Source organism: Candidatus Falkowbacteria bacterium, from assembly GCA_016699775.1.
GTDB classification, from domain to species: Bacteria; Patescibacteriota; Patescibacteriia; order Patescibacteriales; family Patescibacteriaceae; genus Patescibacterium; species Patescibacterium danicum.
In genome coordinates this window covers 181,501-195,446 of sequence record CP065010.1, presented here as the reverse complement: position 1 = coordinate 195,446, position 13,946 = coordinate 181,501, and the positions used below count along the sequence as shown (strand labels likewise).

Annotated in this window: 14 protein-coding genes; 3 read left to right on the top strand and 11 right to left on the bottom strand. The window is 36.1% G+C overall.

The genetic code is table 11. From position 1 onward, the window contains the following. Positions 1–48 precede the first annotated feature (48 nt). A complete protein-coding gene (polA, locus tag IPN41_01030) occupies positions 49–2,859 on the top strand; it encodes a DNA polymerase I (protein QQS60549.1) in 2,811 nt (936 codons plus the stop codon). Continuing rightward, positions 2,856–4,169, top strand: a complete 1,314-nt coding sequence (locus IPN41_01025) for a UDP-N-acetylmuramoyl-L-alanine--D-glutamate ligase (protein QQS60548.1) — start codon at positions 2,856–2,858, stop codon at positions 4,167–4,169. Before polA ends, IPN41_01025 begins: the two co-directional genes overlap by 4 nt. A gap of 78 nt (positions 4,170–4,247) precedes the next feature. On the opposite strand, the gene IPN41_01020 is transcribed toward IPN41_01025, so the two are convergent. From IPN41_01020 to IPN41_00970, 11 genes are all read right to left on the bottom strand, one after another. Next, on the bottom strand, positions 4,248–4,400 hold the full coding sequence (locus IPN41_01020; protein QQS60547.1) for a lysine biosynthesis protein LysW: 153 nt from the start codon (positions 4,398–4,400) through the stop codon (positions 4,248–4,250). Between the two features lie 142 nt (positions 4,401–4,542). Then, the gene (locus IPN41_01015) at positions 4,543–5,637 is read right to left on the bottom strand and encodes a hypothetical protein (GenBank protein QQS60546.1); all 1,095 of its coding nucleotides are present in this window, start codon (positions 5,635–5,637) and stop codon (positions 4,543–4,545) included. A gap of 29 nt (positions 5,638–5,666) precedes the next feature. Further along, positions 5,667–6,110 (bottom strand): ATP synthase F1 subunit epsilon, encoded by a 444-nt coding sequence (atpC, locus tag IPN41_01010; GenBank protein QQS60545.1) that lies wholly within the window; start codon positions 6,108–6,110, stop codon positions 5,667–5,669. A 5-nt stretch (positions 6,111–6,115) separates the two neighbouring features. Next, positions 6,116–7,492, bottom strand: a complete 1,377-nt coding sequence (gene atpD, locus IPN41_01005; GenBank protein QQS60544.1) for a F0F1 ATP synthase subunit beta — start codon at positions 7,490–7,492, stop codon at positions 6,116–6,118. A gap of 9 nt (positions 7,493–7,501) precedes the next feature. Then, positions 7,502–8,440, bottom strand: a complete 939-nt coding sequence (gene atpG, locus IPN41_01000; GenBank protein ID QQS60543.1) for an ATP synthase F1 subunit gamma — start codon at positions 8,438–8,440, stop codon at positions 7,502–7,504. A 95-nt stretch (positions 8,441–8,535) separates the two neighbouring features. Further along, positions 8,536–10,062: a F0F1 ATP synthase subunit alpha gene (locus IPN41_00995; protein QQS60542.1), complete on the bottom strand. Its 1,527-nt coding sequence runs from the start codon at positions 10,060–10,062 to the stop codon at positions 8,536–8,538. Between the two features lie 11 nt (positions 10,063–10,073). Next, positions 10,074–10,475, bottom strand: coding sequence for an ATP synthase F1 subunit delta (gene atpH / locus IPN41_00990; protein QQS60541.1), 402 nt, complete (start codon positions 10,473–10,475; stop codon positions 10,074–10,076). 1 nt (position 10,476) lies between these two features. Continuing rightward, on the bottom strand, positions 10,477–10,974 hold the full coding sequence (gene atpF, locus IPN41_00985; protein ID QQS60540.1) for a F0F1 ATP synthase subunit B: 498 nt from the start codon (positions 10,972–10,974) through the stop codon (positions 10,477–10,479). A gap of 120 nt (positions 10,975–11,094) precedes the next feature. Then, positions 11,095–11,310 carry an ATP synthase F0 subunit C gene (gene atpE, locus IPN41_00980; GenBank protein QQS60539.1) on the bottom strand — a complete coding sequence of 72 codons (216 nt, stop codon included), beginning with the start codon at positions 11,308–11,310 and terminating at the stop codon, positions 11,095–11,097. Between the two features lie 127 nt (positions 11,311–11,437). Next, positions 11,438–12,337: a F0F1 ATP synthase subunit A gene (locus IPN41_00975; protein ID QQS60538.1), complete on the bottom strand. Its 900-nt coding sequence runs from the start codon at positions 12,335–12,337 to the stop codon at positions 11,438–11,440. A gap of 1 nt (position 12,338) precedes the next feature. Then, a complete protein-coding gene (locus IPN41_00970; GenBank protein QQS60537.1) occupies positions 12,339–12,584 on the bottom strand; it encodes an AtpZ/AtpI family protein in 246 nt (81 codons plus the stop codon). Positions 12,585–12,983: 399 nt separating this feature from the next. Between IPN41_00970 and IPN41_00965 the strand changes: the two genes are divergently transcribed. Next, on the top strand, positions 12,984–13,385 hold the full coding sequence (locus tag IPN41_00965) for a hypothetical protein (GenBank protein ID QQS60536.1): 402 nt from the start codon (positions 12,984–12,986) through the stop codon (positions 13,383–13,385). The last annotated feature ends 561 nt before the right edge of the window (positions 13,386–13,946 follow it).

Sequence of the window (13,946 nt, the reverse complement as noted above, 5' to 3'; positions counted from 1 at the left end):
TGGTTGGCTTTTATGGCCTTCTTGGGCATGCTATACTATAGCAATACTATGCCTGCCAAAAAGCTTCCAAAACTCCTAATTTTTGATGGAAATGCCCTTATCCATCGAAGTTTTCATGCCTTGCCTGTAACAATGAAAACAAGCAAAGGTGAGGTGGTAAATGCCGTCTATGGCTTTACCTCTTTTTTGCTTCGTGCGATCAAAGAATTCAAGCCTGAGATGGTGGCTTTAGCTCTTGATATGAAGGGCCCAACCTTTCGGCATGAGACCTATGATAAATATAAAGCTACTCGTGTAAAAGCTGCGCCCGAATTATATGCTCAAATCCCACGCGCTCGTGAAGTTGCAGAAATTCTCGATATTCCTGTTTTTCAAATTTCCGGGTGTGAAGCTGATGATGTCATTGGAACGATTGTAACAAAGATGGACGGCAAAGCAGAAAATATTATTGTCACGGGCGATATGGATACTCTGCAATTAGTAAATGACTATACCAAAGTTTATACCATGAGTCGCGGTTTAAATGACAGTATTTTATATGACGCCAAACAAGTAGTTGCTAAATATGGCTTAAACCCAGATCAGATCATTGAATACAAAGCCTTACGTGGTGATCCAAGTGATAATATTCCGGGCGTAAAAGGAATTGGCGAAAAAACCGCTGTGGAATTATTACAAGAATTTTCAACAGTTAAAAATCTGTATAAAAATATTAATTCAGTCAAAATTAAAGACCGTATTCGTGAATTATTAATTGAATATAAAGATGACGCCTTAATGAGTCATGATCTTGCGACTATTCACCGTGATGTTGATTTTCCCTTTGATCCACAAACATTACACTTTGGAGGTTTTGATCGAGAAAAAGCTACAAAACTTTTTAATGAGCTAGAATTTAAATCATTACTCCCCCGTTTAATCCAAACCGGAGTGGCTGATAAAAAAGCAGCAGCCTTGCTTGCTACTGCCCGAGCAGAAGATAAATTTACTCGCAACACTTCTGATTTTACCTATGAAGTAATTACCACTGACAAAGCCTTTGAAACTTTCTTAAAAAAACTAACGAAACAAAAGCGTTTTGCTTTTGATACAGAAACAAGCGACCTTGATGCCTTTACATCAGATCTCTTGGGATTAAGTTTTAGTTGGAAGCAAGGCGAAGCCTATTTTCTATCAGTAAAACAACTATCACTTAATGCTCGCAAGGGCGGAGGTGATTTATTTAATTGGCAAAATAAAGATACAACTTCAAAATTACATCCCTGGCTATTAAAACTAAAGCCAATTCTAGAAAAACCAGAAATAAAAAAAATTGGTCATAATGCCAAGTTTGATATAAAAATTTTAAAACAATTTGGAATTACTGTGGCTGGTCTTGATTTTGATACAATGATTGCGGCTTATATCCTTAACCCAGGCAATCGTCAGTATAGTCTTGATAATCTTGCTTTACGTTGGCTTAACTTTGAAAAAATATCTGGTGATGATTTACTAGGCACAGGTAAAGGCAAACTTTCCTACTCTGCTGTACCAGTTGAAAAGCTTGGCAATTATGCCTCTGAAGATGCCGACATTACGTTGCGACTGTGGGAAGTTTTGGAAAAAGAGTTAGTAAAAAATAATTTAAAAAAATTATTAGACACTATTGAAATTCCTTTGATTGATTGTTTGATTGATATGGAGTTTTCCGGAATTTGCCTCAATACTACCTATTTAAAAAAATTAGAAAAAGAGTTAGATCAAAAAATAGCTTCTATTCAAAAAGAGGCGTGGAAAATATGCGGTAAAGAATTTAATATTTCTTCACCAAAACAATTACAAGAAATTCTCTTCACAGATTTAGAAATTTCTTCAGCGGGATTATCAAAAACTAAAACTGGAATTTCAACTGGTGCTGATGAATTAGTAAAACTAAAAGGTAAGCATAAAATTATTGATTTAATTATTGAATATCGTGAAGTTACAAAACTAGCTTCAACCTATGTCAGAACTCTCCCAGAATTAATTAATCCAGTCACAGGACGAATCCATACTTCTTTTAATCAAACCATTGCCGCCACTGGTCGTCTATCTTCCATAGATCCAAACTTACAAAATATTCCAATTCGTACAGAACTTGGAAGAAAGATACGTGCCGCTTTTATTGCGAAAAAAGGATGTGAATTAATTAGCTTTGATTATTCACAAATTGAACTACGTTTAGCCGCTCATCTTTCAAAAGATCCTGGATTAATTAAAGCATTTAAAAACAAAGAAGATATTCATGCCGCTACTGCTGCAACTATTGCTAATATTCCAATTGCAAAAGTTACACCAGATATGCGCCGCCATGCCAAAGCGATTAACTTTGGAATTTTATATGGCCAAGGACCACATGGCTTAGCCCAAACTGCTGACATTTCTTATAGTGAGGCACAAGCTTTTATTGAAGATTATTTTGCAGCATATGGAAGGGTAAAACAATATATTGATACAACTTTAACCAAGGCGCGTAAAAATGGATACGTAGAAACTCTCTTTGGCCGAAAACGATACTTAGAAGAAATCAATGCTTCTAATATGATGATTAGGAAATCTGCTGAACGAATGGCGATTAATGCCCCAATTCAAGGGACGGCCGCTGATTTAATTAAGCTTGCCATGATAGAAATAAAGAAATTTATTGACGCTGAATATAAAGAAAAATTATCACTTCTCTTGCAGGTACACGACGAATTAGTCTTTGAAGCTGACCCAAAAATTATTAAAGAAATAGTACCAAAAATAAAAAAGATAATGGAAAATGTCATTAAACTTTCAGTCCCAATTACGGTTGATGCCAAACATGGTGAAAATTGGGTTGATATGAAACCGGTATGAAAATTACTGAACTAGCTAAAGAAAAAATTGTAGTGGTTGGACTGGGTTCAGAAAATTTTGCCTTACTTAATTTTCTCTATTCAAAAGGCTATACATTTCCAATCACAATTTTTGCTTTTCAAAGTCGTCAGGAAATGGAAAAACACTACCCCGCTTTGAAAAAATGGAAACATATTAACTGGATAATTAGTAAGCCCAATTTTAATCAGTTAAAAAACTATAGCTTAGTTCTGAAATCTCCAGGAGCATTTTTTTCTCCTCTTCTCCGAAAACAATTAAAACAAGCTGGAACAAAAATTACCTCAGCTATGCAATTGTTTTTAGATCTTTGTCCAACAAAAAATATTATTGGCGTAACTGGCACTAAAGGCAAAGGCACAACTTCAAATTTAGTTGAGGCTATTATAAAAAAAGCAGGTAAGCGAGTTTGGCTTGCTGGAAATATTGGCGTCGCGCCTTTTAGTTTTATTCATAAAATAAAAAAATCTGATTGGGTTATTTTAGAACTTTCCAGTTTTCAACTTGAAGATACAACTTCAAGTACTCATATTTCTGTGCTAACAAATTTCTCACCTGAACACCTTGCTCCTGCAGACAAAAATAATCCAAACTATCATCCTTCTTTACATCATTACTGGCAGTCAAAACTAAACCTCCTTCGCTTTCAAGGAAAGAATGATATTGCTATCATAAACAAAAAATTACAAAATAAAATTAAAAATAATATAAAAGCAAAAAAAATATTTTTTACTACATCAACTTTACCATCAAAACTACCCGGAGATCATAACAAAGAAAATATTGCTTCAGCCGTTGCAGTGGCTAAAGCTATAAAAATTTCTGAAAAAATTATTAACCAAGCAGTTAAAGATTTCAAAGGTTTACCATATCGACTAGAAAAAATTACTGAAAAAAATAGAGTAGCCTACTATAATGACAGTTTTGCCACTACGCCATCAGCAACCATCACAGCTCTTAAAGCTTTTCAAAGTCCGATTATCCTCATTGCTGGAGGGGCTGATAAAGGTTCTGACTTTAATCAACTCGCGAGAATCATTAAACAAAAAACTAAAGCAGTTATTTTGTTTAAAGGCACAGCATTGAAAAAACTAGTGACTGCTTTAAACAAAACAAAATATAATCCTAGTAATATAAAGATAGCTGGGAGTATGAATGAGGCTATAACTCAAGCTCGAAAGCAGGCTACTCCTGGTGATGTTATTCTTATGTCCCCTGCCTGTGCCAGTTTTGGCCTATTTAAGAACTATAAAGACAGAGGGGAACAATTTAATAAATCTGTAATTGCATAAGAAAACTAAAAAATATTTAATATTAGCCAAAAAAAATAAACCCAACGCGGGTTTTTATTTTATATAAAAATGTAAGCTTTATTCCTCCTCAATCGCTCTCAACTCTAAAGGTGTTAATGAGATAATTTCCAAATCATTTCCACAGTTAACACAAGTTACGAGGTCATTTTCATAAACGTCATCTTCAATAATAACGTCGCTGTGGCATAACGGACACTGAGCAGTGGTCATAACTCAAGACAAAATATAGATAGAAAGCACTATTGTAAGTATAGCAAAAAAAATTAAAAGCTAAAAGTAGGACTTAAAAAGACACAGAAGAAAAATAAAAAAACCCGCTCAAAATTGAACGGGCAATAAGAAAACCAATAAATTAATAACGCTTTACATAAGGGATAGTTTTAAGTTCTTCTGAAATAATCCTGAATTTTTTATCAGGATCAACAATCACTGGTAACCACTTAGCTTTATCGCTAATATCTTTGAACTGATCTTGAGCTAGAATCTCCTTAGCAAAATTCATAAAAAAGTTAACTTTTTCTTCCATAAGAAGATTTTCAGGATATTCAGACCACTCCGCTGAAACAATAACTACAAAACCATCATCAGCGATTCTACCAGATTGCATATTACCTCGAATAATAGAAAAAGCTTTTTCCAAATCATTATCCAATCGAGGACTCCAAGGACCAACAATCAATGCAGTATTTGGTGAGTGCAACCAATCAAACCCAGTTCCAAAACCAATAATCCATTCTTTATGTTCAACGTCAATAATTTCTCTTCCTTGCTTCTGAATATCTTTGACGTGTTCAAGGTTTCCAATAATTAACGGAAACAGATCATAAAGAACTTGTTCTGGTAAATGTGGATATAGATTTAGCAATTGTTCAAAAATCTGCTCTTCACTTAAATCTAGCATTTCATTTACAGTTACAGGTTCCCGTTGTTCACTATGAAGAACAAGACTGTCACTATCTGTTTCTAAGCCAACAATAATTGGAAAAACAGAATTATCAGTAGATTGAAAAACTCTTTCTACTTGTTTCTTGAATTTTTTTGTATATGCTATCGCTGCTTCGGTATCATAATTAAAACCAGCACATCCTCGGTGAGGATTTGATTTAGAAAAATGATAAGTATCCAAAACTAAACATTTTTTGTTTGAAGACTTGTAATAGTTTACCCAATTCTTAAATTTCTCAGACAAGTGGGGCCAACCTAAATCAAAGGCTCCACCTAGTCTGCGAAATGGCTTAATTATTCCCAAGGGGGATTTTGTTAATACAGGAATATGAACTCTACCGTCCATACATTTAAAAGCACAAATCGCAGTTGGATGTTCCTTTTGATATTTTCTCCTCTCAAGAGTTTGAGATTTAAAAATATTAGAATATTGATCATTACGATCAATAATTGCTTGTATTTTTTCTTCAGTATTCTTCTGAGCAAAACTGATAAACTCCATAGTCTTTTTTTAGTTTTTTTAATGAGCAGTTATTTTTGAATATTTAATCTCTTCCATTTTCTGACCGCGTGGCCTCGAGCCACTTCTTTCTCAATCAAGGCACTCAAACGAGCAAAGGCAACATCATCTTGATTGTGAGCTTGTTCTTTCAAGGCCTCAGCACGAGCCTTGGCTTCCATAATCCGTTGTTCATCAAGCTCAGCCGCTCGTTCAGCAGTATCTGCTAAAATTACAACTTTACCAGCCATAACTTCAAGCAAACCACCAGAGACAGACATAATCTCTTTGCGACCATCGGTTGTTAAGACTTCAATAACCCCTGGTTTTAACAAAGCGACCAAAGGAATATGTGAAGGCAAAATCGTAACCTCCCCCATCACTGTTGGCACAGTAACTTGCTTCACCTCTTCTTTCATAACAACACGCTCAGGTGAGGCAATTTCAAATCTAAATTGTGATGAGTTTTCAACCATATCAATTATTTACTAACTTCGTCAATAGTTCCCTTCATATAGAAATCATTTTCATTTTTGTCATCATGTTTTCCGTCCAAAATTTCTTTAAAGCCTTTAATGGTATCTTTAAGCGAAACATATTTTCCGCTCTGGCCGGTAAAGACTTCAGCCACAAAAAATGGTTGAGACAAGAAACGTTGAATTTTTCGAGCACGCAACACAGTCAACTTGTCTTCAGCTGATAATTCTTCCATACCAAGAATCGCGATAATATCCTGCAAATCTTTTAAGCGTTGCAAAATTTTCTGTACACCGCGAGCTACTTGATAATGTTCTTCACCAACAATTGAAGGATCAAGAATAGTTGAAGATGAGTCTAAGGGATCAACGGCTGGATAGATACCAAGTTCAGTTAATGCTCGAGACAAGGTAACCGTTGAATCTAAGTGAGCAAAGGTTGTGGCTGGAGCTGGGTCAGTTAAGTCGTCAGCTGGAACATAGACAGCTTGAATTGAAGTGATTGAACCGTCTTTGGTTGAAGTAATACGTTCTTGCAATTGTCCCATTTCTGTTGCCAAGGTTGGTTGATACCCTACAGCTGAAGGCAAACGACCAAGCAAAGCTGATACTTCAGAACCCGCCTGCGTAAATCGGAAAATATTATCAATGAAAAACAACACATCTTGCTTTTGTTCATCACGGAAATATTCTGCCATACATAAACCAGTCAAAGCGACACGAGCACGAGCTCCAGGTGGTTCATTCATCTGTCCAAAAACCATCGCTAGTTTGTCAATAACTTTTGCTTCTTTCATTTCATGATATAAATCATTTCCTTCACGAGTACGTTCACCAACTCCGGCAAAAACAGACACGCCACCATGAGCTTTGGCAATGTTGTTAATTAATTCTTGAATAATAACCGTTTTTCCAACACCAGCTCCACCGAATAATCCAACTTTCCCACCTTTAAGAATTGGACAAATTAAGTCAATAACTTTAATACCTGTTTCTAAAATTTCTGTTTCCGTTGATTGATCAACTAACTTTGGCGCTGAGCGATGAATACTATAATTTTTCTTGGCCACTACTTTTGTTCCACCATCAATGGTTTCACCAAGGACATTAAAAATACGACCCAACGTTTCTTGGCCTACAGGCACAGAGATTGGAGCGCCGGTATCAGTTACAACATCACCACGTCGCAAACCATCAGTTGTTCCCATGGCTACCGTGCGTACTAAACTACTACCAAGGTGCTGAGCAACTTCCAATGTTAAGTGACCAGCTTCAACCTCAACTGTTAAAGCAGTATTAATTTGTGGCATCTCACCACTAAATTCAACGTCAACAACAACGCCGATAATTTGTTTAATATGTCCAATATTTTTTTCTGTCATATAATTTGTTTATTCAAGTGCTGCCACGCCTGCGGTAATTTCGGCGATTTCAGCAGTAATAGCGGCCTGTCTGGCCTTGTTATAAAATAAAGTTAATTCACCTACTAAATCAGAGGCTGCCTTAGTTGCTTGGTGCATAGCGGCCATACGAGCGCTGTGTTCGGAAGCATTAGATTCAAGCAAGGCTTGATAAATCTGAACAGACACTAATCGGGGAATAATTTCATCAAGAACAGTTGCCGGCGCTGGCTCAAAAGTATATTCATGAGTAAAGCCACCGGATCCTAAATGTTGCTTGGATTTTTCAACAACATAATCATGCGTCAAACCAGCTCGATCCTCGTTTGATAAAACTCCCAAAGTCCCATCAGAAGGCTCAGTAACTAATGGTAAAATCTGCTTAACACGAGGGACTTGTTTAACCGCATTAATATAATCAGTATAAGCAACTAATACTTTATCAAACTTACCTGAACGAAATCCATCAATTACTAAAGTAGCGATGGGGGCAATTGAGCCCAGATTAATACCGGTTTCTTCTTTAATAAACTGTGCTTCAACGTGCAAAGATCCAGAAATACTTTCACCTTTTTTACCTAACAAAATAATGTCAGTTGCTTCTTCAAAGCCTTTGGTAATTTTACGAGCTTCAGAAATAATGGCTGAATTAAATCCACCACATAAACCACGATTTGCTGTAATTAAAATTAGTACTTGGCGTTTAATTTCAGAGCGAACTTCAAGTAAAGGATGAGCCAAACTTTTTTCACTAGAGGCTGCTAAATTCATCAAGGTTTCCCAACTTAAGTTAGCGTAGGTGCGAGAAGCAAGCACTGTCTCAACAGCTTTACGCATTTTTGAAGCTTCTACCATTTCCATAGCACGAGTAATACGCTTGGTGCTAGAAATTGATTTAATTCTTCGTTGTATGTCTTTGGTCTTGGCCATATAAACTAGTTAAAAGTGTAAAGTTTTTAATGTTATAAAGTAAATTGATAAATTAATTTATATTTTACTTTATGAACTTTGCACTTTATAACTTTTTACTCTACTAAATAATCCACTGTTGCTTTGTAATCTGTCACCGCTTGTGTTAACCCTTCAACAATACTATCAGTTAACTCTCCGTCAGTTTCAATTGTTGTTAATAATTGAGCATGAGATACAGTTAAATGGTGACGAAAACCGGTTTCAAACTGAATTATTTTTTCAACCGGTACTGCATCAAGGTGTCCATTAATCAAAGCCCAGAAAACTGCTACCTGTTCAGAAACTGAAAGCGGTGCATACTGCCCTTGCTTAAAGACTTCATACAGACGTCGACCACGTTCCAACTTTTGTTTGGTTTCTTCATCAAGATCAGATCCAAATTGAGCAAAGGCTGCTAGCTCACGATATTGAGCAGCTTCAAGACGAATCTTTCCAGCAACTTTTTTCATTGCCTTAATCTGCGCGGCTGAACCAACACGAGAAACAGACAAACCAGCGTTGATAGCCGGACGATTTCCTTGATAGAATAAATCTGGTTCAAGATAAATTTGTCCGTCGGTAATTGAAATTACGTTAGTTGGAATATAAGCACTGTTATCACCAGCTTGGGTTTCAATAATTGGCAGAGCTGTAATTGATCCACCACCATGTTCTTTATTTAATTTACAAGCACGTTCAAGTAAACGAGAGTGAAGATAGAATACATCTCCTGGATAGGCTTCACGACCAGGCGGACGTCGCAGAATCAAAGCAATTTCACGATAGGCAACAGCGTGTTTTGATAGATCATCATAGACAACCAAAACATCTTTTCCTTTATCCAAAAAATATTCAGCCATAGCACAACCGGCATACGGAGCAAAATATAACAACGGAGCAGGAGCAGAAGCACCGGCTAACACAACTGTGGTGAAATCCATAGCCCCAGCGGCTTCAAGTTTGGTTAAAATTGAAGCAACTTTAGATTCTTTTTGACCAATGGCCACGTAAATGCAAATAACATCCTTGCCTTTTTGGTTGATAATCGTATCAATCGCTAGTGCCGTTTTTCCAAGTTGACGATCACCAATAATTAATTCTCTCTGACCTCGTCCAATTGGAATCATAGCGTCAATAGCTTTTATTCCGGTTTGAAGTGGTTGATTAACTGATTGACGAGTAATAACTCCGGGAGCAATTTTTTCAACTGGATAAAATTCTTGTGAAATTATTTTTCCTTTTCCATCAAGAGCTTCCCCAAGAGGATTCACCACTCTACCCACCAAAGCTTCACCAACCGGTACTTCCAAAATACGGCCAGTGGCTTGCACTTCAGCTCCTTCAATAATAGCTTCAATATTTCCAAGAATGGCCACTCCAACCATGTCAGCTTCCAGGTTTAAGGCTACTCCAGATACAATTCCACTTGGAGTTTTAAACTCAACCATTTCCGACATCCGAATTGACTGCAGCCCTGAAACAGCGGCAATACCATCACTAATTCGAATAACTCGTCCAACAGTTTTTTCTTTGGGCGAAGATTGAAAAGCACCAATGCTCTCTTTAATTTGCTCAACTATAAAATCTTTAGTTTTGGACATACAATAAATTATTACTTTTTAATTTCTTCTGCTAAAGCTTCAAGTGTCTCTAGCATACTAAGATCAAGCACCGTATCTTGAAATTTTAATATAACTCCACCAAGAATATTCTTGTCAATCTTCTTTTCCCAGATAACTTCTTTTGCGCCAGTCCTTTGGTGAACAAACTTTTCTAATTTTTTTATGGTTACTTCATCAAGGTGAAGAGCACTTGTTACTTCTGCTTGGATTCTATGATTGACCTTATTATCAATAACCTCAATTTCTGAAACTACCTCCTCTATTCGTGAAAGCTGATTTTTTTCCTGTAACAATTTTAAGAAATTTTCTACCAATTTTTTTATTTCCGGTTTCTTTTGATCCACCGATGCTTCATACAAGGCCTGAGCATAGGCACGAATAGGTGAGGCCATATTATTCCATCTGCTTTATAACTTTACTAAGAATTTTTTCATCTGTTGTCTTGTCCATTTTTTCATGCATGATTTTTTCCCAACTTAATTTAATCATCTCAGCCACTTCTGCTCTGATTTCTCGTAAAGCTTCTGATTTATCTGCTTGAATTTTGGCTTTTTCTCGGTTAATTAAATCACCAATTTCTTCTTTTGCCTTGGCGACTAATTCAAGCTTACGCTCCTCTGCTTGACGATTAGCTTCTTCCAAAACAACCGCTGCATCCATTTTAGCTTGTTTAATCATTTCTTTTTGTTCAGCTTTAGTTTTTTCTAAACGAGCTTCTATTTCTTTAGCTTCTTTCAAGCTTTTTTCAATTGTTAGTGAACGATCTCCAGTCACCTTAAATAAAGGTTTGAAAACAAAGAAATATAATACTAAAAAAACAATCGCAAAGTTAACCATTTGAGCAATCAATAGTTTTCCATCTAAATGAAATGTAGAAATTAATGAATCCATAGTTTTATAATTGTCATCCCGGGCTACCTATAATCAGGTTAGCTCAATAAGGAATATAAAAGAAATATCTCACTCAATACTCTGTTAATTTCTGCCCAAAAGGGGCAGTGTATCAAAAGACTATTTAATACTGAAGGCAATTACCAAAGCGTAAATCGCCACCGCTTCAGCAAAAGCACAGGCCAACAACATTGGCACTAAAATTTTTCCAGCTGCTTCCGGATTTCGACCAATCGCTTCCATGGCCTTGGCACCAATAAAACCGATACCTAGAGCCGGAGCAATTGATCCAATACCAATAGCTAAAGCTTTCGCTAACATGACATTATCCATCATATAGTATAAATTAATAAATAAAATTGTTATAAAGTTATAACGTTATAAAGCTCATAAAGTAATTGCACTAAAACATAACTAATACTTTGTAACTTTATAACCTTATAGCTTTATAAACAAAGAACCTTTAATGTTCCTCAGCCGTTGTGCTGATTGAAACATATATCAAAACCAATATAGCAAAGATCAGAGCCTGAATCAATCCAACAATAATTTCCAAGAACATAAATGGAATCGGCACGGCAAAAGCAATGATAGCTGCCATGGAGGCCAATAAAACCTCACCGGCAAAAATATTTCCAAATAAACGGAAAGAAAGACTAGCCACCTTAGCCACCTCACCAATAATCTCTATCAAACCAACAAAAGCTTTAATCGGATTAACAATAATGATCGTTGGATCTTTTAAAAACTTTTTTGGAATCTCCGCAATGGCTTTGATGTTAATAAACTTATTTAAATACGTCCAGGCACCAACAGCCACAACACCAAAAATATGGCTAGCAACCACCGCTATCGAAGCAAGAGCTAAGGTTGTATTTAGATCAGCCGTACCGCCTCGCAAAAAAGGAATAAAAGTTTTATGTCCATCATGCATAACAACTTGGCCGATTGACCCAACCCCCGGAATTAATCCCAGCCAATTGTTAATTAAGATCAAAACAAAAAAACTCATCACAAACGGAGCTAATTTAATTGATTGTTTTCTTGATCCAGTAACAGCATCAAAAATTTCCAAAAATTTTTCCATCACCATCTCAACTATGTTTTGTAATTTTTTTGGTACTGCTCGTAATTGAGCACGGAAAGCTAAACCAATAACCAAAATAATACATACAGCTATCCAAGAAGTTAACAATGAATTTGTTACTGTCAAAGGACCTAATTCAAAAATCGGCTCTGCAAACAACGTATGTTCATGGACTAATTCTTCGTGACCAGTGGCTGATGAAGAAGTATCATGAGACGCTTCAGATTGAGACTTATTATTTTCTATTCCTGTAGACGTAGAATGTGTTTCGGCCATATTATTTTTTCGGTGTAATTATTTTTTTATACTCAGCCTGAGCTTGATACACAATACCGATAGTGGAAATGATAAAAGCCAGACCAATTGAAATAAAAAACCATCTGGGTTCACTCTGAAATTTATTATCAAGATAACGACCCAAGGTGTACCCGACCACTAACGGAACCAAAATCCAGCCAGACAATCTTGTAAACATCTGGATGGAATCAGTATACCAAACTTTTTTGATGGGTTTTTCAACCATAATCGGAAAAATAAAAACAAGGGCGGCTTGTCCTTGGTTTTCATAGAGTCCAATGGGCTCCCTTAATAAATGTAGGCTATTTTAAAAGGAAAGTCAATGATTTTAGCTTTTTTCATTAAAATCCTAATAATTAAAAGGGGTTAAGGTATTATAGAACTAAATGAAAATATTATTTTGGCTAATATTAGAATAGAATATTAAATAATAACCTTAATTGCTTGACAAATATATGATAATATGGTCATAAGAGTTCATTGACAAATACTAGTACTCATATCTCCTACTTAGTTATTTTGATTAAGAATATACTGGCTCTTCTGGTAATAGAGGACCTAAAGGTCAGTAGATTCTTAATCAAAAACGTAACTAAAACGCCTTAAAAAGGCAAGGAGAAAAAAAATGAAAATGCTAATAACTGTGCTTCTTTTTTTAGTCGCAACAAGCTCAATGTATGGACAAACAGTCTATACAGATGAGGATTTCACGACGCTACATAGTGGGGTTTGGTATAGAAGCACTGAACTATCAATGTCGGAAATATTCGAGGACACCGCATTACCGAATAGCATGCCATTAAGCCAAATAATTGAAAAGCTTAAACAAAAAGGCTATAAGGCACAAGCAGGGTTGTATGCCTATAATGTACTAGTGATAAGAAGCAATACGAAGGCATTTTTTTGCAAATCAAGGGAAGGAAGTATTTTGCAGAAAGATGGCGAATGGTATGGATTGAACGACATGATCTATACTGGACCAAATGCTCCAAAGGTAACAGTTTTGAGACCAGTAATAAAAGAATAACCAGTTCATAAACTAAAATTGAAAAAGAAAAATGAAATTGGAGCCATCTTTTACAGAGATGGCTTTTTTTATTCTTGTCATTGCCATCTACTCTGTCATACCGGTCTTCTTTCTGTCATCCCAGCGAAAGCTGGGACCCAGCTAAGGTATTTTTTGCCGTTAACGTTTCTACTCTGTCATACCTGTATTTTTTCATGTCATCCCCGCCTGCCTGCCGGCAGGCAGGCGCATGCGGGGATCTGGGTAAAATTTGTATTTTCTATTATTCACGAGATCCCCGACCAAGTCGGGGATGACAGAATAATTATTCCTACAAGCCTTAGAAAATGTACGTAACAGGTGAGTGAATTCAAGAATGTGGCCGAGCTTACTGTTTGACGAGTCCTCATTATAGTGAGGACGAGGAGTTTAAGCGAGGCTTCTTGAATGAACGATACCTGTAGTACATTTTCTCTAGGCTTGTTATTTTGGTGCCATTTTTTTTCAAAAGGTGGCATTGGTATATTAAAGAGAAGATTAAATAAAATAATAAGGATAATCTTTTTGCAATATCAAGACTGG

Coding starts and splice junctions, on each gene's coding strand:
- IPN41_01015 (QQS60546.1), bottom strand. CDS start 5,637: ATGGAGTTTATCAGTTTTGCTCAGAAGAATACTGAAGAAAAAATACAA.
- IPN41_01020 (QQS60547.1), bottom strand. CDS start 4,400: ATGACCACTGCTCAGTGTCCGTTATGCCACAGCGACGTTATTATTGAA.
- atpF (QQS60540.1), bottom strand. CDS start 10,974: ATGGATTCATTAATTTCTACATTTCATTTAGATGGAAAACTATTGATT.
- IPN41_00965 (QQS60536.1), top strand. CDS start 12,984: ATGAAAATGCTAATAACTGTGCTTCTTTTTTTAGTCGCAACAAGCTCA.
- IPN41_00970 (QQS60537.1), bottom strand. CDS start 12,584: ATGGTTGAAAAACCCATCAAAAAAGTTTGGTATACTGATTCCATCCAG.
- atpG (QQS60543.1), bottom strand. CDS start 8,440: ATGGCCAAGACCAAAGACATACAACGAAGAATTAAATCAATTTCTAGC.
- atpD (QQS60544.1), bottom strand. CDS start 7,492: ATGACAGAAAAAAATATTGGACATATTAAACAAATTATCGGCGTTGTT.
- atpE (QQS60539.1), bottom strand. CDS start 11,310: ATGATGGATAATGTCATGTTAGCGAAAGCTTTAGCTATTGGTATTGGA.
- IPN41_01025 (QQS60548.1), top strand. CDS start 2,856: ATGAAAATTACTGAACTAGCTAAAGAAAAAATTGTAGTGGTTGGACTG.
- atpC (QQS60545.1), bottom strand. CDS start 6,110: ATGGTTGAAAACTCATCACAATTTAGATTTGAAATTGCCTCACCTGAG.
- IPN41_00995 (QQS60542.1), bottom strand. CDS start 10,062: ATGTCCAAAACTAAAGATTTTATAGTTGAGCAAATTAAAGAGAGCATT.
- polA (QQS60549.1), top strand. CDS start 49: ATGCCTGCCAAAAAGCTTCCAAAACTCCTAATTTTTGATGGAAATGCC.
- atpH (QQS60541.1), bottom strand. CDS start 10,475: ATGGCCTCACCTATTCGTGCCTATGCTCAGGCCTTGTATGAAGCATCG.
- IPN41_00975 (QQS60538.1), bottom strand. CDS start 12,337: ATGGCCGAAACACATTCTACGTCTACAGGAATAGAAAATAATAAGTCT.